This is a genomic window from Pedobacter aquatilis (assembly GCF_032678425.1).
In the GTDB taxonomy this organism is placed as follows: Bacteria; Bacteroidota; Bacteroidia; order Sphingobacteriales; family Sphingobacteriaceae; genus Pedobacter; species Pedobacter aquatilis_B.
The window spans coordinates 1,255,652-1,275,573 of sequence record NZ_JAVTSG010000001.1; the positions used below are offsets into that span (position 1 = coordinate 1,255,652).

Genomic DNA, 19,922 nt, shown 5'->3' on the forward strand with positions numbered 1-19,922 from the left:
CATTGCAAGGCACGAAGAAATCTTTCTAGCGCTAATTAACTATTACAAAAATCCAACTTCACTTCTATAACTCAAATATTCATCCTCTTTCTGAGTCATTAATGTTTTGGCTGCTTTCCCTTTATCCTTGTAACCTAGCAAATGCAAAGTTCCATGTATGATAATGCGGCAAACCTCATCAAAATCATTTGTTTTAAAAGTTTTGGCATTCTCCTTAACACGCTCTATACTTATAAAAATGTCGCTTACGATTTCTTTTTCTACCTCAGAATTATCGAAAGTAATGATATCGGTATATGTATCGTGATTTAGGTATTGTTGATTAATGCCTAATAAATATTCGTCGCTACAGAAAATAAAATTCAGCTCCTGGAGTTTAAAACCTTCTTTTTCAATTGTAGATTTTATCCACTTTTTAACTTTCAGTTTTTGCGGTAAGCTGTATTTTATTGATTCGGTAAAAAAATTAATTGCTGGCATAAAAAGGAATTATTGCTGCAAATTTAACGATTTCAAATACTCGGTAATCTTGTTTTTATAATAATAATTTAAAGATGGTGGGAGCTTTTGCAAAACATCATCACCATTTTGCAATTGCTTTTTGTAATCATCAAGCATTTTTTTGTACGATGGCGGAAATTCTTTTGCGGCTTTGCTTTCTCGTTTATCATCCTCTTCCTGATCTTTTTCTGCCTTTTCTGCATCAAGCATTTTGGTTAAAAGCTCCTTTTGGCGGTTCATGGTTTCTTGCTGAAGTTTTTTATTCACCAAATCGCTTTCAGTTTCCTTCATTTCTTTAATCGCCTCATTTAAATTGCCAAGCTTACCTTTTCCATCTTTATTTTCTTCTCGATTAATTTTTTCAAGTGCTTGTCTAATCATCTGCTGCTGTTGGGCCATTTTGCCAAACTCCTGACTCATTTCCCCTTTTCCAACCGTTCCTTGATTGCCACCTGATTTTTGCATTTGCTCTCTGGCTTTTTGCATGCTTTTATTAAGCTGATCTTGCATCTGCGATAGCTGCTTCATGCCTTGTTTCTGTTTTCCCTTTCCGCCTTTCGAGTTTTTTTGCATATTCTGCAACTGGTTTAAAGCCTCGCTCAACATCAGCGAAAGGTTATTAATTGAAGTCATGGTAAACTGTTGATATCTGTTTGCTTCTGCCGTTCTGCGGTCGCCTAGATTGTCTAAACTTTTATCAAGGTTGAAATTGATTTTATTCATTTCCTCGTTAACAGTCGATTCTATTTGCGGAACCCTTTTACTTAAGCTGTACAAACTATCCGAAATCGTTTTAAGGTTATCTTTAATATTACGCTGTTTCTGAACATTGCTGGTGTAAGATGGATCTGAAGCATTCATTTTTTTCAAAGCCAGCATAACCTTTTCCTGGTCAAAAGAAGTATTCAGCAAGTTCTCCAGCAATCTGCGCAACTCTTTTGCATTGAGATTATTTTCCATCTCCTCGCCCTGTTGTTGCATTTCGCTCATTTTTTGAGCCAGTTTCTCCATCTCCTCAGCTGCTTTTTGCTGTTTTTGACTAGCAGATTTACTATCCTTTTTGTCTAAGGCATCTTTCCCGTCTTGCTGTTGTTTCTGGATTTCCTGTATATCTTTTTCTGGATTTTCGAAAGGATTTGGACGTTCGAGCGACTGATTTTTTTCCTCAAGCTTTTTTAAGTCATCCTTAATGTCTTTCATCTCCTTATTCAAGCCCTCTTGCTTTTGCTTTAAAGATTCATTGTCTTGCTTTTTATCAGCGGTTTGCGTCGCAAGTTCTTTTTGTTGCTTAGCCAAGTCATTTAATCTATCAATATCGTTCTGCAAATGCTGTTCAAACTCCAGCTGTTTATAAAGCTCCAAAATTCTATCAAGCTCATTTTTCAGCGTTTTATTATCAAGCTGCATTTTAGATAACTCATTTTGCGTTTGATCTTTATTACGCTCATTCATTAAATTTTGTAGCTTTTGCAAAAGTTCTTTGGTTTTTTCATCAAGGACGTTATCAAACAAATCTTTTATCTGCTTTTGTTTTTCTTGCAAATCTTTATTTTCTGCCTGGTTTTCTTGTTGTTGCTGATTATTTTTCTGGTTTAAATCCTTAATTTCTTTAACTGCCTCTTCGAGTTGTTTTTGTTTATCCAATAATTGTTCAATCTGCTTTTTATCTTCAAATGAGATCTGTTTTTTATCAATTAAAGTTTGAGCAACTTTTTTGCTTTCCTTCTCAATTGTACCAGCCAACCTAATTGCCGATTGCATTTTCTGCTTTAATGCCTGATTATTCGCACTAATCTGCTCAGCGGTTTCGTGTTTTGTGGGCTGTTTAAAAGTCTTTATTTCCGAACGAGAAATCTTTGCGCCGTTTACGCCATCGTTATCTGCAACCTCAAAATAATATTCAATTTCTTGTCCGGGCTTGGCCATTACATTTTTCAAATCCCAGAAATAGAAAAATCTATTTTCGGTAACATCATTTTTTATGCTGATGTTTTTAGAAAACGTTTTGATAATTTTATTGCCCTCCTTAATATTGTATTTAAAACTAAGTCGACTAAAACCATAATCATCAGAAATTTGTCCGCTGAAGTACAGGACTTTGCTACTTACAGAATCCTTTCTTTCCTCAACAGAAATACTGGGCGCCTGATCTTTAATTACATTAATTTGGTGTGAAAGCGAATCTTTAACCTTAACAAAATCATTCTGCGGCGTAATGCTATACTTCGCATTTGTTTTAATGGTTGCAATAAAAGAAGTGTTATTTTCAACTACCTTAATTAAATGTGGATTATTATTCAATGTAAATAAGATCGAATTACTTTGTCCGGTTTTGAAATTCCAAACCACTTTTGTTCCCTCCGGTAAAAGGATATCGCCAACATTACTTATCGTTTCTGCTTTTTTCTTCAAATAAGCCGGAAAATTTAAAATCGCTGTAGCATTTAACAATTCTGGGCGAGGTTTTACCGTTACCACAAATTCAGACGAACTAAATCCGCCGCCCTTAAAAACAAGTATTTTATCGCCTTGAATATTTTTAATGCTATAATTAAATCGACTAATGTTTTCTTTAGTCAGTTTGTAAGTATTCTTCCCATCTTCTACATAAACCTCAGCAGGCAATTCGTTACCTTTTAATTTTAGGTTAATGGTTAAATCATCACCCTGTGTAACCCTTAAATTTTTATTTAAAACAGAGAAATCGAATGGCGCTTTTGGCGCAATGTATTCATCGTATTTAAAGAAACTATTTGTGCCTTCTTTTAAGATTGTGGGTGCTAAAACTGCAATTATCAAAATTATCGATAAGGGAATAAAAAGATATTTCAGGTACTTCCTATTGTCGTTAATCCGAACTGCGGTATTAAAAGGAACCGGTTTTAAATCAAAAATTTTCTGAGCTATACTCGCTAAAATCAGTTGGTTTTCGGGTAAATTTTCAGATAAACGCTGCAACTGAAGTGTGTTCAAAAGTTTATCTTTGATATCGCTAAAATGGTTACCAATAATTACCGAAGCTTCATCAAAAGAAAGGTGTTTACCTAGCTTAAGCATCGAAAGCAGTGGTTTAATAATTAACAAACCGATAACACCCGCAGCAACTATTAAAAACGAAAAAAAGATAAAAGTTTTAAATACAGCCCCCGGATTAAGGTAATACAGACTCAAAAAAATGAGCAGATACAGCGCAAGTAAAATCGCTGCACTATAAATGCTTCCCCGCAAAATCTTATTCAAATAAAACTTGCGGATAAATTCATCTATTTTTCTGATTAGCTCATTATAATTATTGCTCACCATATCAACGTAAATGTAAAGATAATTCCAATCAATTGTAGTTAATCAATTATGGTAACGTCATTATTATAAATTTTTTATGCCCCGTTTAATTTTATTTGAAAATGATGGCTTCGGTGTTTCATGGCAACTCCAGCCCCGCTTTTCGCTACAACAAAAGCAAAAAAACTTTTGGTTTTCGCTGCAATCGGGTTTATTTAACTACGGCTTGTATTTCTAGCGTTCAGCTAAAATTCCTAATATCTATTAAATGGCAAAAAGTAAGTTCATTAACCAAAAAAAGGTCTGTGCGAACACAGACCTTGGAATCAATAACTATAAAATAATCTGCAAATCTGCAACAAACCCTTATGCCAAATTTCTACCTGCATTTACAATTCCGAAAACTGTTCTAACCGCTAATTTTTCTAGCGCTGTTTGGTCTTTCTCATTTTGGTCGTGCTGTAGCTTTTCCAAAGCAAAATGCTGAATCAAAACAAGTGGCAATATAATTTTCTCACGCGTAGCGATAGATTTTTTATCAACCGGATAATTCGACATTAAAACCTCCTGTCCTGATAGTTTTAGAAGCATTGTCTTCGTTAATTCAAATTCGTTGTGTAATTGAGTCCAAAAAGCACCAAATTCTTTATCGTTAGCCAAATGAGCCGTAATTACAAAATCTGATTTACTCATACTCATCATACAATTATCAACGATTGTTTTTAGGTAATTAGAATCTTCGTAAACTTTAACAACCTTTTCCCAATTGCCAGCTTTTTCTTGATTTTTTATGGCTGTTCCCATTCCATAAAAACCAGGCACATTCTGCTTCAACATACTCCATGCGGTAACAAAGCTAATGGCTCGTAAATCTTCCAGTTTCATTTCTCCGCCACCGTTTCTTTTAACCGGGCGACTGCTGATATTTGCCTGCGACAATAACTTTAGCGGAGAAAGTTTTTCCAGATAACTCACGAAAAGCGGATGTTCACGTAAATCAACAAAAGCTTTATAGCCATCTTCAGCCATTTCATCAAGCAAAGCTTTATTTTCAGGATCTAAAAGCACGTTGTGTTTCTCTTTTAAACCGGATGAAATACCCGCATTAATTAATTGTTCGATATTAAATTCTGCACTTTCTACAGAGCCATATTGCGAACTAATGGTTTGGCCTTGAACAGTTAACTGAATGTTTTTATTTGCAATTTCTTTACCCATTGATGCGTAAAAACGATGTGTTTTACCTCCGCCACGAGCCGGTGGACCGCCACGACCATCAAAGAATGCAAGTTGAATATTGTGTTTTTTAGAAATTTCAGAAAGTGAGGTTTTGCCATTAAAAATAGACCAGTTCGCCATTAAATAACCGCCATCTTTTGTACTATCAGAATAACCAAGCATAATATCTTGTTTGTTCCCACGAGTAGCTAGGTGCGCCTTGTAAAACGGATTGCTGTAGAGCGTATCCATAATTGCTCCGGCACCTTTTAAGTCGTTCACCGTTTCGAAAAGGGGCACAAAATCGATTGTCAATGAATCCTTGCTCCAGCCATTCCAAAGAAATAGTTCAATTAGCTGCAAAATATCGCTCGCTTGCTGGCAATTGCTAATGATAAAACGGTGGCAAGCCTTTTCGCCATTACGTTTTTGGATGCCCTTAATTTCCTTAATGGTTTGAATGGTATCATCAATCAAAGCATCAGCCTCGCTAACGTAAACAGGCGTAGCTTCTTTAAAGGAAATTAATTTAAGTTTTTCGGCTTCCGAAAGCTTATCGTAATCGGCAGGATAAAGAGAGGAAATCGGTTTATTCTGACGGCAATATGCATGAACATTTCTAAGTACGCGACTATCCTGACGGATATCCAGCGAAGCAAAATAATTTCCGTATAAATCAATTTTACGAATCAAATCATTTACTAAGTCAACAAACAAGCCATCATGCTCATCTAATAGTGTAACCTTAATTTTGTTAAGATTATCTCTGAGCTCATCAGAAATATCGTGTAATTCACAAGTTTGGTCAAATGCATTGTGATACAACACATCATGGAGCTTAGCAATATTTTCTTCTACCCCTCTAAAGGTAATTCTGCGTTTAATAACCCTAAAATCACGATAGTAACAACGGAAAAGAATTTGGCGTAACATCTTCGAAACTTCTAAAGTTGTATCGGCGTGAATGTTTGGATTTCCATCTCTGTCGCCTCCCGGCCAAAATCCAAGTTCTAAAATTTTCTTGGTTTCCAGGTTATATTCATCAAGGTTTTGGTCTATTTCTTCCTGAATATTTGCTGCAGCAAAATAGAAAGTGTTTTCTAAGAACCAGGCAAGATTTAAAGCCTCATCAACCGGTGTTGGCGATGTTTTATTAAAAAATGGCGTTTTACCCAATTGCTGCAATAAAGAATTCATCGAGATGATATCATTATCCCTAATTGCCTTAGTTAAATCGGTAATAATTGCTAAAACACTACCAGGATAAAACTGAGTTGGATGTGCGGTTAAAACCAGTCGTAGCGATAGTTCATCAATCAGCTTTTCAATTTTTGCCAACATTGGTTTGTTATCAGCATTTTTCTTTAAGATAAAAGCAAGCGTGCTTTGCTCATCTGTAGTGTTTAATTTTGTAAATGAAGCATCCTCAACTGCGTCAAAAAGCACAACCTGACGCTCTATGTATTGAATGAACCGAAAGAGTAAATCAACGATATCTTTTCGCTCTGTATAGCTGGTAAACTTGGCGAAAAATTCTTCGATAATTTGAGCCGGTTTTTGCCCGTTAGCAATACCTTCTTCGCAGCTTTTAAAAAATAAAGGCAACAATGTACCTGTATCTTTAATTTTGTAAAACGGAAGGGTTAAAAACAGACTGTTATAAAGTTCAAATTTTGAGATTACCTCGTTATTGAAAATGGATTCGCGTTGTGTTGTTAAACGGAGTTTAGGCATAACTTAAGCAATAGTTTTGTATATGGTAATACTACAAAAAATGCGTAAGGTATTAAAATTCTAAGGCTTACAATTTGGATAATTGTATAATAAATTTTAATTTTAGAATCTTATTTGGCTACTTGGTAGCAAGATAAGAACATTTGCAATGTTTAAGGGCATTGCATTGATTGTTAATTTTTTGGGTTAAAACAGCCGATGTAATAAAATACACCGGCTGTTTTTATTTTTTAGCATTATTTACACTGTTTTCTTGCCAATTTTAGTGGGCATCGGTAACAATGTTTGCATTTTTCTTAAACTTTTGAAGATATAACAAAGGTATCGAGAACAACATTATCAATCCGGCAACCCAATAAGCATCGTTGTAAGTTAACAACATTGTTTGCTTTATTACTGTTCCTTCGATGGCTTTCATGGCCATTAATTTTGCATCGATAAATGACGAACCTTTGGCCATAAAAGCATTAATCAATCCGTTTAATTTTTGAGTAAATGCCGGGTTATATTCGTTAACATTTGTAAGTAAATTACTTCTGTGGAAACCTGCACGAACGTGGATTAGAGTTGTTAAAGCTGCAATACCAAAGGAGCCGCCCAATTGTCTGCTCATATTGTTCAAACCCGAACCTTGTCCAATTTCTGCTCCAGTTAAATCTTGCATGGCAAGCGTAGTTAATGGAACAAATAATAAAGCCATTCCGAAACCTCTAATTACCAAAGGCCAGAAAAAATCGCCCGTTCCAGAAGCTAAGGTAGATTTACTCAACATCCAACAGAAAACGAAGAATAAAAACATCCCTCCTGTTGCCATAAATTGCGCAGGAACGCCCTTTTTAAGCATAATACCGATAAAAGGCATCATCGCAATGGTACAAATACCCCCAGCTATAAAAAGTTTACCAGTTTGTAGTGGCGTAAAACCTAATAAATTCTGTGCAAAAACCGGGAATACGAATACCGAACCGTACAATCCAAAACCTAAAATGAAGGACGTAAACATCCCGATGGAGAAACTTCTCTTTTTCATGATTTTGAGGTTTACAATTGGATGGTCTGTTGAGGTTTCTCGCCATATAAACAATAGTAATCCAAAAACAGATAATACGGCTAGTGCTACAATGTAAGGTGTTGAAAACCAGTCTTCGCTCTCTCCTTTTTCTAATAATGTTTGCAAACTTCCAACTGCAACTGCCAGTAATCCAATTCCCCACCAATCAACAGGTTTTCCTTTACCATCTTTTGGTGTTTCTCGAATAAAAGTTATGGTACAATAAGCTGCCAAAATCCCGACAGGAATATTCACATAGAAAATCCAAGGCCAATCTGCTATTTCCAAAATGTAACCACCAATTGTTGGTCCAACGGTTGGCCCAACAACTGCACCTAAGCCAAAAAGTGCTGTGGCAATACCCACATCCTCACGCGGCCAGGTTTCAATTAAAATTGCTTGGGCGGTAGAAATTAATCCACCTCCGGCAACACCTTGTAAAATTCTAAATAAGATTAATTCTTCTAACGATGTTGCATTACCGCATAAAAATGAAACTATTGTAAAAACGATGATAGAAGTTAAAAAATAATTTTTTCGCCCGAAACGACTACCTAACCATCCTGACATTGGCAGAATGATTACGTTCGCAACGGCATATCCAGTAGATAACCAGGCGATATCCTCAAGGGTAGCGCCCAGGTTTCCCTGTATTTGAGGGATTGCTACGTTTACGATAGTTGTATCAATCAGCTCCAATAATGAAGCCGTGATTACCGTAAAAGTAATAATCCACTTTTTTAAACCTACTTCGGCCATTATAATATTATTTAGTAGAAACTGATGCTTTTACACTCATACCTGGGCGCAACTTGGCTAACAATTCTTTTGATGGATGAATTTTGATTTTTACCGGAATACGTTGAACAACTTTTACGAAGTTACCTGTAGCATTATCAGGAGGCAATAAAGAACCTTTTGCGCCAGTAATTGGCGAAAAGTTATAAACCTCTCCTTGAATTTTTTCTTCCGGATAAGCATCAACTTCGATTTCTACTTTTGAACCTTCTTTAATTTTCTCCAATTGTGTTTCTTTAAAGTTTGCAGTCACATAAATGCTTCCATCATTAACTACAGAAAATAAAGACTGTCCAGCTTGAACCAATTGCCCTTTTTGAACATTCTTTTTAGAAACGATACCTGTTGCAGGCGCTTTAATATTTGTATATGATAATTGAAGTTGAGCAAAATCGATATCACTTTGGCGTTGACTGATTACATTGCTACTAACAGCCAATTGCGATTGAGTTGTACCAACCTGCTTAACCGCAGCATTGTATTGATCTTGCGCTGCCTGATAAGCCGCAATAGCCGATTGTTTTGCCGCTTCTGCCGATTCTTTGTTCGCTTTAGCTTGGTCAAAAGCTTGTTGTGTTATCGAACCATCTTTTACAAGGTTTTCGTAACGATTATAATCTTTCTGCGCTAAATTTACCTTAACATTTGCTGCCTGAACGTTAGATTTCGCAGCCTCTACATTTGCTTTAGCAGTACTTGTATTGGCTTGCGTAGCCACAATTTGCGATTGTGAAACACCAACACCAGCACTTGCACCTTTCTGGCCAGATTGTGCTTGCTCTAATCTCACTTTATAATCTGCATCATCAAGCTTAACCAAAACCTGTCCTTCATTTACACGTGTGTTCTCTTCAAAATTTATATCCTTAACATAACCACCAACACGAGCAACAACAGGACTGATATCTCCGTCAATCTGTGCATCATCCGTATCTACGTGTTTGCTGTAATAATTCCACTCTGTGATACCAAAAACGATACCTATTACCAGTAAAACACCTAAGATGATAGGTACTACTTTACTTTTCTTTTTATTTTCAGTTGTCATTGCTGTATTTATTGCGTTATTTTTCCTGTTGATTTTAGTAATGTATAGTAAGCCAAACCTGCATCAGCTTTAGCTATTTCTAAATTTATTTTTGCTTGATATAATAAAGTTTCCGCATCAATTCTATCTGTAACCGATGCTACATTGTTTTTATATTTCGATGCTAATAATTTATCATTTTCTGTTGCCTGAGCAATTGAAGTTTCCAAAACCTGAATTTTGTTTACAGCAACCTGATAGCTTTGGAAATTTTTATTAATATCCGTTTTTACGTTATCCGATAAAATATCTTTTTGAATGAGGATTTCGCTTTGCTTAATCTTCGCCTCGCTTACTTTATTATGGTTCGACCATAGGCTTGCGATGTTCCATGAAACGGTTGCGCCCAAAGTAACCGGCATTAAATATTGATTGGTTGGTGGAATAAAATTACCACTTGGGTTGATGTAATATAAATTTGCGCCCACTCCAACTGTAGGTAAAGCATTTGCTCTTATACTTTTGACATTGAACCCGGCAACCTTGTTTTGCATATCAAGTTGCTTTAATTCCTGGCGATTTGCCATTGCCAAACCCATATATTCATTTAACGAACTGGTTGTTTTTAAACCGGCATTCGGGTCGGTAATTTGAACTTCAGTATCTTCAGGCAAACCTAAAAGGATGTCCAGATTATAGTTAATTACTTTACGATTGCTTTCGATATCCAATTGCGTTAGCGTAACATTTGCCTGCTGTAATTGGAAACGCAGCACATCATTTTTAGTTACAATGCCTTGTTCGAAGAAACGCTGAGCTTGTTTAATTTGAGCTGCAATCGACTCTAAATTTTGAGCAACAACTTTTTTGCTTTGTGCTACTTTGTATAAAGCATAATAAGTATTAATTACTGCATAAGTAACTTCTTCCTTGCTCTTGTCGGCATCTAAACGAGCAACATCAGCTAATAATTTAGTCGATTCTTTTGCATATTTTAACTTTCCGCCACCGTAAACCAGTTCTTGCACAGCTGCAGTACCCACAAAAGCATCGGCTCTTCTCGGCAATTGTAAAGAAGAACCTCCGCCAGGTAGTGTAAAAGTACTTGTTGGAATTTCAGCATGATTGTACATAAAACTTGCATTTGCAGTAGGCAACACATTGTCTTTTACAACCTCAAGCTGCGCCACAGCCTGGTCAATTTTATTTTGAGATAATTTTAAGTTTTTACTATTGGCTAAGCCAAGTTCAATTGCCTGATTGATATTTAGTTCTTTTGTGCTTTGTGCAAATAAAGCCGCCGGAACTAATGATGCCACAAGCATTAATCTAATTGATTTGGGTATCATTTTTTTGTTGTTAAATATACTGTTACAAGATTTTGTAAATGAGCAATGGCTCGCTCTTTAATTAGTTTATTGTCTTTCGGGTTGCCTAAATCAATAACTTCGCCCTGAGAAATTTTATGAGGCGCAATTACTACATTGGTTAGCGTACCCATAATCGTCGAAATCAACATCCTTACATCAACGTCGATAAAACTGCCATCTTCAATCCCATCCATAATGATTCTATCCAAAATCAGCATATTATGGCTCATTGCATTTTTAATTTTATCGTACATCTCCGGTCTTTGCGTTAAAGAAAGTTCTCGATGCATCATTTTATGAAAAGCAATATTTGAGAAAATTCTGTTGGCATAACCTTCTATCACTTTGTGTAATTTTTGAAGTGAAGAAATTTTGTCTTCATTAATGATTCTTAATTGAGATGCAAAACCAGCAATGCGACTATTCATAATCTCAATAAAAACGCCTTCCTTCGAACCGAAGTAATAATTAATCATGGCCATGTTTGCTCCCGATTCTTTCGAAATCTGACGGGTTGATGTGCCTTCATAACCTGTTTCGCAAAACAGCTTTTCGGCAGCTTCAATTATGGCTTGTCTTTTATCTATCTTTTCTACTTTCATTTCTTTTTGATGGCACAAAATTAATCAAACGATTGATTAATTTCCAAATGTTATTTGTCATCTTTTACATTATCTTGATAAAAGCTTAATTTTAAAGGAATAAAATTTCTAAACGAATGAAAAGGTTAATCATTTTTACCGTGATAGTTCTAATATCTACCTGTTTGATAGCCTTCAAAAAAGCAGAAAAAAGCTGGATAAGAATAAATTTATTAGGCTATACACCCGCAGGGACTAAAGTTGCCATTTGGGCAAGCAAGGAAAACATAAAGCCTACCTCATTCGAAATTATTGAAAAAGTATCAGGCAAGGTTGTATTTACATCAAAAAATATTAAAACTTTTGGTGCCTATGGCCCATTCGATAGAACGGCAAGGTTAAACTTTTCGGATTTTAAGGGCGAAGGGAGATTTTTTATTCGCGTAAATAATATTAACTCACCAGAGGTGATTATAAACGACGAGGTTTACAAAGGCGCTGCTGATTTCTGCCTTCGGTACATGCGGCAACAAAGAAGTGGTTTCAATCCATATTTAAAAGATAGCTGCCATACACATGATGGGTTTTCATTATATGGTTCAAAAGCTGGAATTAAAGACAGTACACATTTTGATGCTTCTGGAGGTTGGCACGATGCCAGTGATTATTTGCAATATTCAACCACTTCGGCAAATGCAACCTACCATTTGTTAATGGCGTACCGAGATTTTCCCGAAGTCTTTGGTGATGAAAAGCAATCAAATGGATTGGATGGCAAAAACAACATTGCCGATGTATTAGATGAAGCAAAATGGGGCTTGGATTGGTGATTGAAGATGCATCCTCAAAAAAAAATAATGTTTAACCAACTTGCCGACGACCGCGACCATATAACCATGCGTATCCCCAAAGAAGATAACCAGTATGGCAAAGGCTTTGAAAGGCCATTATATTTTATATCAGGAGAACCACAGCAACGCGGCAAATTTTTAAATAATACTACCGGAACAAGTTCTACAGCTGCAAAGTTTAGTAGTGCATTTAACTTAGGCGCTTATTTATTCAATAAAATTGATGATTCTTATGCTGTAAAATTGAAAGAAAAATCTAAAACGGCTTGGCAGTTTGCACTCAAAAAACCTGGCGTTACACAAACAGCTTCTGTTAAATCTCCGTACATCTATGCAGAAGATAATTGGGTTGATGATATGGAACTTGCTGCCGCTGCACTAAATTTTAATAATCCAAGAAATGCCAAAAAAAATCTTAAAAGCGCTTTAAGTTTTGCCGAACAGGAGAAAATAACGCCTTGGATGCAGAAAGATACCGCAGCGCACTATCAATATTATCCATTCATTAATATTGGCCACTATGAACTAGCAAAACAATTAAATGGTAACGAAAAAACGAAGGTTACAAACTTTTATAAAGCAGGAATAACAGAAGTTTGGAATAGGGCGCAGCAAAATGCTTTTTATCGTGGCGTTCCCTTTATTTGGTGCAGCAATAATTTAACGGTTTCATTTTCCATACAATGTTCTTGGTACGCAAATTTAACTAGTGATAATAGCTTCGAAGAACTCGAACAAGCTAATTTTGATTGGCTTTTTGGCTGTAATCCATGGGGAACTAGTATGGTTTACGGCTTGCCAAATTGGGGCGATACTCCGGTTGATCCACATTCTGCTTTTACACACTTAAAAAATTATCCGATTGATGGCGGCTTGGTTGATGGCCCGGTTTACACCAATATTTACAAAGGTTTAATAGGCATTAAATTAGCAGAAGAAGATGAATATGCTGAATTTCAAAGTGATTTAGCGGTTTACCATGATGATTATGGCGACTACAGCACCAACGAACCTACAATGGATGGAACGGCATCTTTAATTTATTTACTGGCGGCTAAGGAGGCTGCATCGAAGCCAAAAAAGTAGAAGCCCTCATAAATGGGGGCGAAAGTAAATATCTGGGTGCAATTGTTCGAGGAGATTCTACAAAGAAAAAAATAGCATTAGTTTTTACTGGTGATGAATTTGCTGATGGCGGACCATCAATTATCAAAACCTTAAAGTATAAAAAGGTTAAGGCGTCTTTCTTTCTAACCGGAAATTTTTATCGAAACGAGGCTTTCAAAAAAATCATCGAAAATTTGAAGAACAATGGTCATTACCTGGGTGCACACTCAAATAAACATTTATTGTATTGCGATTGGCAGAAAAGAGATAGTTTGCTCGTTACAAAAGCAGAATTTGATGAAGATTTAATATTCAATTATAACGAAATGAAACACTTTGGCATTTCCAGAGCGGAGGCAAAATATTTTCTCCCGCCCTACGAATGGTATAATCAAAAAATTTCTGATTGGACAAATGAACAACAACTTCAGCTTATAAATTTTAGTTCTGGTACACGCTCCAATGCAGATTACACCTTCCCCGAATTAGGCAAAGTCTATCGCGGCAGCGAAGAAATTTTTAAATCGATAACTACTTATAATGAAAGTAATAAAAATGGCTTAAATGGTTTTATCTTATTGCTTCACATTGGTACAGACCCAAAAAGAAAGGATAAGTTTTACAACAAGCTAGGCAATTTGATTACTTATCTGCAACGAAATGGTTATGATTTAGTTAGAATAGATAAATTATTAAACCATTAAACACCTAATCCAAAGTAAAATTTAAAATAAATATTAACTTTGCCTCAAATATTAAAAAAATGAGTGTACAAGAAAACAGCAGCAATAATTTTAATTGGCTTTATTACGCATTAGGTTTATTCTTCGGTATTTTAACAGGAGCTATAATTACTCAAAATTACATTTTTGCTCTTTTAGGTGGTGTTTTAGGTTTATTAAGCGCTGGCTTATTTTTAAACGCTATTGTTAAAGGCAGAAAATACTAAATCGAATTTTTGTCGATTTTACGTTCTGTTTGGTTATTAAATTTCTAAAAACTCAGCAAATGAGGAATATTTTCATTGTTGCTTTCGCATTATTGTGTTTTACAGCGAAAGCTCAAGATTCATCTGGTGATGTAAAATTTCCGGTTGCAGATCCAAGTCCTGCGGATATTGTTTATTATCCTTTAAATGCAGCTAAAGTAAAGGCAGAAGATGCAACATTGCCAATTGTTAAGGTTGTGTATTCTCGTCCTCAAAAAAAGGGACGTGATATATTTGGCGTGCTAGAACAATACGGAAAAGTTTGGCGTTTTGGTGCTAACGAGAGTACTGAGATTCGTTTCTTCAAAAAAGTAAGCATTGGTGGCAAAAAAATTAAAGCCGGAGTTTATAGTTTATTCGCGATTCCAAATAAAGATTCGTGGACAATTATTGTAAACAAGCAAACCGACAAATGGGGCGCTTTTAGTTACGATGAATCAAAGGATGTAGTTCGTGTTAATGTGCCTGCTAAAAGTCTTACAAAACCAATTGAGTATTTCTCTATAACTTTTAACCAAAAAGACGGTGGCGCAAATTTAGTTGCGGCATGGGATAAAACTCAAATAGAGTTGCCTATAAGCTTTTAAGCAAACAACAATATTTTACAAGGCTCCGAAATTTCGGGGTCTTTTTTTTGCCCATAATTTCCTGTGAGATAAGCAAATTCTATCAAAAATAAAAAGCAAACTCCAATCCTGGTAGCTTGCTTTTTTTCTATCATTATTAACCTATCAGGTAAAACTTCTACAAAGTCTAACTTGAAAGTTCTTGTAAAAATAGTGTTCGTTACCATTAAAAAATATGTAAGAATCACTTTTTTGTATTTTAATTTAGTCTACTTTTCTTGTATTTTGATGGTGTTGTGTTAAAGTTATTTTTAAATAATCTGATGAACGAGCTTGTGCATTCAAACCCAATCATCCCAACAATTTCATTTAACGAATAATTAGAATATTGTAACAAATCTTTCGCTCTTTTCAATCTAATTTTCACCAAATATTGATATGGTGTAATGTCATAAGCTTCCTTAAATGTTCTTAAAAAATGATTAACAGATAAGCAGCAATGTTCTGCAATACCTTCAAGTGTTAAGTTCTTATTGAAATTGCTATTCATATATTCCTTTGCAATCGTTAAACGCTTTAAAACATCTTCCTTTGTTTTTTCTCTAACAAAATTTAGCTTGCCAATACGTTTATTAATCTCTTCATCATAAATTTTATAATAATTCAAAAGTGTATCGTGCATGTATTCGTTAATCAGCAATTCATCATTTAAGCCATTGTCAAGATAGTTTTTCAAAGTATTTACCTTTTGCTTGATATCAGGAGTAAAAGGATAAATAGATGCTTTAAAAGTATGTGGTTCAAACACCTCTCCTACTTCAATTTGCATATTCTTTGAAAGAGATTTATGAAAATCGTTAATAAAGTGCTCGGTAAATGACAAAGAAAATGTTCTAACAGGTGTTGAAGATTCTATACGGCTACTAAAATTAGTGCCTGCATTAAGCACAACGAAACTATCTGGATAAATATTTAAGTTCTTATTTTTTATATCGCAACTTTCAATTCCACCAAAAACAAATTTAATGGTATAATGCATGCTTTTACGCTGATAGGAAGCGTCGCAAGAACTTTCACTAACGATTGTATTTCCGTTACTTAATACCTTTGCATATTTCATCTACTTGCTTGGAGAGGTGGTTAACAATGATTGATTTCAGAATTTGTAAAAGTAAATCCAAACAAAACGTTGTGTACCACCCAAAACGGGGGATTTATTAAGAAACTGTTGTGAATCAGATGAATCGCTTTTCTTTAGCAGTTTTTATCGCCGCTGATTTTGAATTCACGTCGAGTTTTATGTAAATGTTCTTTACATGGCTTCGAACGGTTTCTTGATCGATAAAAAGTTCTTTAGCAATTTGAGTTTTAGTTTGCCCGTTTACAATACGATCTAGAATTTCTGTTTCTCTTTTTGTAAGCGGCGAATTAAGGTTTTTTTGAAAGGAATGCATTACAATCCTGGCCACATTGGTACTCATAGCGCCACCGCCTGTGCTCACTTCCCTTATCGCATCAATAATTTTAGAAGAACTTGAGTTTTTAGTAAGGTAACCGCCAGCGCCTAAAGTTAGGGCTTCAAAAACCTGCTCAGGAGAATCAAAAACAGTTAAAATAATAATATTGGCTTTTGGTAAAGTTTTTTTAATGAGCGGGAGCGCCTCCATGCCACTTGTTCCAGGCATTTGCAAATCGAGCAGAATTACATCAGGATTATTTGTTGTTAATTGCTTTTTCGCTTCGTCATATGATGAATAAGAACTTACGATTTCAAAATCATCCTCATCCTGCAAAATTGATTCGTAACCCATCCTAAGAATATCATCGTCTTCAATTAAAATAATTCTTAGTTTCTTGCTCATCCCTTTGCTTATAAAACTGTATGACGCTAATTTCCGAATTTTGTAACAAAAATCTGCGTAGAAATTAAAATTTTTGTCCCTTCGCCAAGTTTAGTTTGAATTGTATAAGTAGAATTTATCCGTTTACTTCTGGTTTGAATATTATTTAATCCTCTTCCACTTTTAATTAATTGCGGATTAAATCCTTTTCCATCATCATGAGTTAGAATTTCTATATTATTAACCTCATTTCTACTAACCAGTATAACAACATTCTGCGCCTTAGCGTGTTTCAAGATGTTATTGAGCATTTCCTTGAAAATAAGAGTCAAGTTCCTATTAAACTCCATAGAGAGCGTTATTTTCTCATATTCGGTCAATATTCCTTCAATCCTAAAACTTATCCCTGTGTTTTGAAATAAATCGATACCAAAATTTTTGATATGAGTTAAAATAGCAAATAAATTATCGCTTTTGGGATCTAAAGCCCACAAAATATCTTTCGTTCCCGAATAAAGTAAATCCGCATTTTCTCTAATTAAACGAATAAGTTCCTTTTGGTCTGATCGTTCATCACCCACCTTTTTATCGAGAATTTCAGAAAGCACATTAATCCTGGTTAGTTTGTTACCAATATCATCATGGAAATCTTCAGCTGTTTGTTTCCTAATTTTTTCTTGTTCTTCAATTTTTATTCTTTCCAGTTGTATTTTTTTTCGTTCTCTCGCTTTAAAAATCATCGAAAAAATAAGCCAAATTAATAGAATAAGCAGAATGAAAGCACAGATTTTAAACAATAAGGTATCATAAATCGGAGGAATTATTGTAAAACTAAACTGCTCAATATTTGAAGCTTTGCCATCTGCAATTGCATAAACCTGAAATGTGTAGTTGCCAGGTTTTATCGATGAATATTCAATCTCGTTGCTGTTTATCGGTGCACTAAAATCATCATCCACTCCAACCATCTTATATTTATACAAAATGTTATCCGGATTGGATAGATAGATGGCTTTAAAGCTTATTGAAAGATGATTTTGATTATTGGAAAGCTTATTTAATGTTCGGTTCACAAACTTAGGAATTATGGAAATGTCCTTATTTTTATCACTTCTATGGAATACTTTTATAAAATCGATGTATGTATGTGGCCCTATATTTTTTTCGTAATTAGCATTTGTTTTACAGCGAATTAAACCATATACGGTGCCTACAACCATGCTACTTTTATAATTTATGATTGCGCCTTGGTTGCACTCCATAATCAGCGGACTGTTACTTAAAACCTCATAACTGCCAGTTGTATTACTATAGCTAAGTTTATTAATCCCTCTACCGGTTCCGATCCATAAATAATTGCTGCTATCAACAGCCATACTGTAAATATCATTGGAGTTTATGCCCTTACCAGCAGTATATTTCTTTACTAATCCCGTTTTCCGATTCCATGAAACCATTCCATCACCCAAAGTGGCAAACAAAATGTTGTCATTATGTTTAGTAATGTTTAAAATATAAATGCTTTTTAATTCCTTTATCTTAAAGTCAAAATCAATTTTTCCATTCCTTAGGAGATAAACACCAGACGAGGTTCCTAACAAAATGCTATCGGGTTTCAGCTCATATATGCACGAGTTGTAGCCTTTTAAGCCCCCTATTTTCTGTGTTTTACCATTTTTGATGTAGAGGGTTTCCATCGAGCTATTTACCCAATAAGCACCTTCAGTATCCTGCAGCATCGAATTAAAATCAGAAGTAGTTGGTTTTAATACTTGACCAAATTTAGTTCCATCATATTTCCATAGGCCTTTATCTTGAGCTGAAATCCATACATTTTTATTTCTATCTGTGTAAGTAAAAATTATATTTCTATCCCTAAGTTCGGGATTTGAAACCCGATCGATTGTTCTTCCGTTGTATTTTAATAAACCTTTATTAGAGCTGCCTATCCAAAGGTTATTGTGCTTATCTGCAGAAACACCTGTAATCGGAAAACCTAAATTTTGCCCCTTAAAAGTTACGTATCTTATAAAAGCATCACCCTCGTATTTATACAAGCCATCACTAAAACAAGAAATCCAGATGTTATCTTCCTTATCCTTAAAAACATCATAAACCCGGCTATCACTTAAACCATTTGTATCATTAAAATAAATGGTAGTATTATTTCTGTTGAGCAAATGAACGCCCTTATCTGTTCCAATCCATAGCCCGCCTTTGCTATCTTGAGCAATTGTGTAATAGTTTGAAGGATTATTCTTAACAAATACTCTTTCTAATTTGCCTTTTGTTATAGAAAATACGCCGAGTTTGGTCGATAATACATATAATTTATCTGTATCTACATTATCAAAAAGCATTTTAGAAACACCATTTGACACGATTTCCTTCCGAAATTCCTGATGCAACTTCCAGATTCCGTTTGTTCTCTTTAAAATTCCTTTTCCTTTTACAAAAGCAAATAGTTCTCCTTGATTATTTAGTGATAAACAGGTAACAATTTCAGATTTTATTTCAGAAAATATGGGTTTTCCATGTTCAATTTTGAATAATTTCCAATTGCTTAAGCCCCAGATTTCTCCCTTTCTATCTTTTTTAAGTTGAGATATAGAACTATTTGATAATATGGTTTTTATTTTCCCATCGGAGAGAATATTTAAGCCAATTTCAGTTCCGATGAAAACTTGTTCGTTATCGTCTTCAACAATGCTTGTAATGGAGTTAGAAATCAATCCATCAGCTTTGCTGTAAGATGTAAAAATTTTACCATCGAAATTACTTACGCCGCCAAAAGTACCAAGCCACAAGGTTCGGTTTTTAGCCTGATAAATTACACTTACCTGCGATTGAGGTAAGCCCTCTTTTAAGCCATATCTTGTAAAATTATAGCTTTGCCCATACAACTTAATGTGAGCTAACAAAAAGATAATTAGGATTTTAACTGTAAGATTTCTACTCTGCATGGATATGCAAAATAAGATATTTTATCTCAATAAATAGGCAAATG

Annotated in this window: 13 protein-coding genes and 1 pseudogene; 4 read left to right on the forward strand and 10 right to left on the reverse strand. The window is 34.9% G+C overall.

Translation table 11 applies throughout. The annotated features are described in order from the left end of the window. Positions 1 to 42 precede the first annotated feature (42 nt). From ybeY to R2Q16_RS05385, 7 genes are all read right to left on the reverse strand, one after another. Complete coding sequence (ybeY, locus tag R2Q16_RS05355) at positions 43 to 480, reverse strand: rRNA maturation RNase YbeY (protein WP_316735600.1); 438 nt, start codon at positions 478 to 480, stop codon at positions 43 to 45. Between the two features lie 9 nt (positions 481 to 489). Beyond that, the gene (locus R2Q16_RS05360; protein ID WP_316735601.1) at positions 490 to 3,804 is read right to left on the reverse strand and encodes a DUF4175 family protein; all 3,315 of its coding nucleotides are present in this window, start codon (positions 3,802 to 3,804) and stop codon (positions 490 to 492) included. 345 nt (positions 3,805 to 4,149) lie between these two features. Next, entirely contained in the window at positions 4,150 to 6,735 is a 2,586-nt protein-coding gene (locus R2Q16_RS05365) for a phosphoenolpyruvate carboxylase (protein WP_316735602.1), read from the reverse strand. Between the two features lie 262 nt (positions 6,736 to 6,997). Next, positions 6,998 to 8,545, reverse strand: coding sequence for a DHA2 family efflux MFS transporter permease subunit (locus R2Q16_RS05370; protein WP_316735603.1), 1,548 nt, complete (start codon positions 8,543 to 8,545; stop codon positions 6,998 to 7,000). 7 nt (positions 8,546 to 8,552) lie between these two features. After that, positions 8,553 to 9,632, reverse strand: a complete 1,080-nt coding sequence (locus R2Q16_RS05375) for an HlyD family secretion protein (RefSeq protein ID WP_316735604.1) — start codon at positions 9,630 to 9,632, stop codon at positions 8,553 to 8,555. An 8-nt stretch (positions 9,633 to 9,640) separates the two neighbouring features. Further along, entirely contained in the window at positions 9,641 to 10,960 is a 1,320-nt protein-coding gene (locus R2Q16_RS05380) for a TolC family protein (RefSeq protein WP_316735605.1), read from the reverse strand. Further along, on the reverse strand, positions 10,957 to 11,583 hold the full coding sequence (locus R2Q16_RS05385; RefSeq protein WP_316735606.1) for a TetR/AcrR family transcriptional regulator: 627 nt from the start codon (positions 11,581 to 11,583) through the stop codon (positions 10,957 to 10,959). The genes R2Q16_RS05380 and R2Q16_RS05385 overlap by 4 nt, the downstream gene beginning before the upstream one ends. 116 nt (positions 11,584 to 11,699) lie before the next feature. On the opposite strand from R2Q16_RS05385, the pseudogene R2Q16_RS05390 reads away from it, so the two are divergent. The 4 genes and pseudogenes from R2Q16_RS05390 to R2Q16_RS05405 all read left to right on the forward strand — a co-directional run bounded on the left by R2Q16_RS05390 (position 11,700) and on the right by R2Q16_RS05405 (position 15,095). Then, positions 11,700 to 13,499: pseudogene (locus tag R2Q16_RS05390) on the forward strand (glycoside hydrolase family 9 protein). 71 nt (positions 13,500 to 13,570) lie between these two features. After that, positions 13,571 to 14,224, forward strand: a complete 654-nt coding sequence (locus tag R2Q16_RS05395) for a polysaccharide deacetylase family protein (protein ID WP_316735779.1) — start codon at positions 13,571 to 13,573, stop codon at positions 14,222 to 14,224. Positions 14,225 to 14,283: 59 nt separating this feature from the next. Continuing rightward, entirely contained in the window at positions 14,284 to 14,469 is a 186-nt protein-coding gene (locus R2Q16_RS05400; protein ID WP_316735607.1) for a hypothetical protein, read from the forward strand. A gap of 59 nt (positions 14,470 to 14,528) precedes the next feature. After that, a complete protein-coding gene (locus R2Q16_RS05405) occupies positions 14,529 to 15,095 on the forward strand; it encodes a DUF2911 domain-containing protein (protein ID WP_316735608.1) in 567 nt (188 codons plus the stop codon). Positions 15,096 to 15,333: 238 nt separating this feature from the next. Here R2Q16_RS05405 and R2Q16_RS05410 read toward each other — a convergent pair whose 3' ends face one another. The 3 genes from R2Q16_RS05410 to R2Q16_RS05420 all read right to left on the reverse strand — a co-directional run bounded on the left by R2Q16_RS05410 (position 15,334) and on the right by R2Q16_RS05420 (position 19,878). Then, positions 15,334 to 16,194 (reverse strand): AraC family transcriptional regulator, encoded by an 861-nt coding sequence (locus R2Q16_RS05410; protein WP_316735609.1) that lies wholly within the window; start codon positions 16,192 to 16,194, stop codon positions 15,334 to 15,336. A 115-nt stretch (positions 16,195 to 16,309) separates the two neighbouring features. Beyond that, the gene (locus tag R2Q16_RS05415; RefSeq protein WP_316735610.1) at positions 16,310 to 16,936 is read right to left on the reverse strand and encodes a response regulator transcription factor; all 627 of its coding nucleotides are present in this window, start codon (positions 16,934 to 16,936) and stop codon (positions 16,310 to 16,312) included. Between the two features lie 26 nt (positions 16,937 to 16,962). After that, positions 16,963 to 19,878, reverse strand: a complete 2,916-nt coding sequence (locus R2Q16_RS05420) for a two-component regulator propeller domain-containing protein (RefSeq protein ID WP_316735611.1) — start codon at positions 19,876 to 19,878, stop codon at positions 16,963 to 16,965. Positions 19,879 to 19,922: the final 44 nt, after the last annotated feature.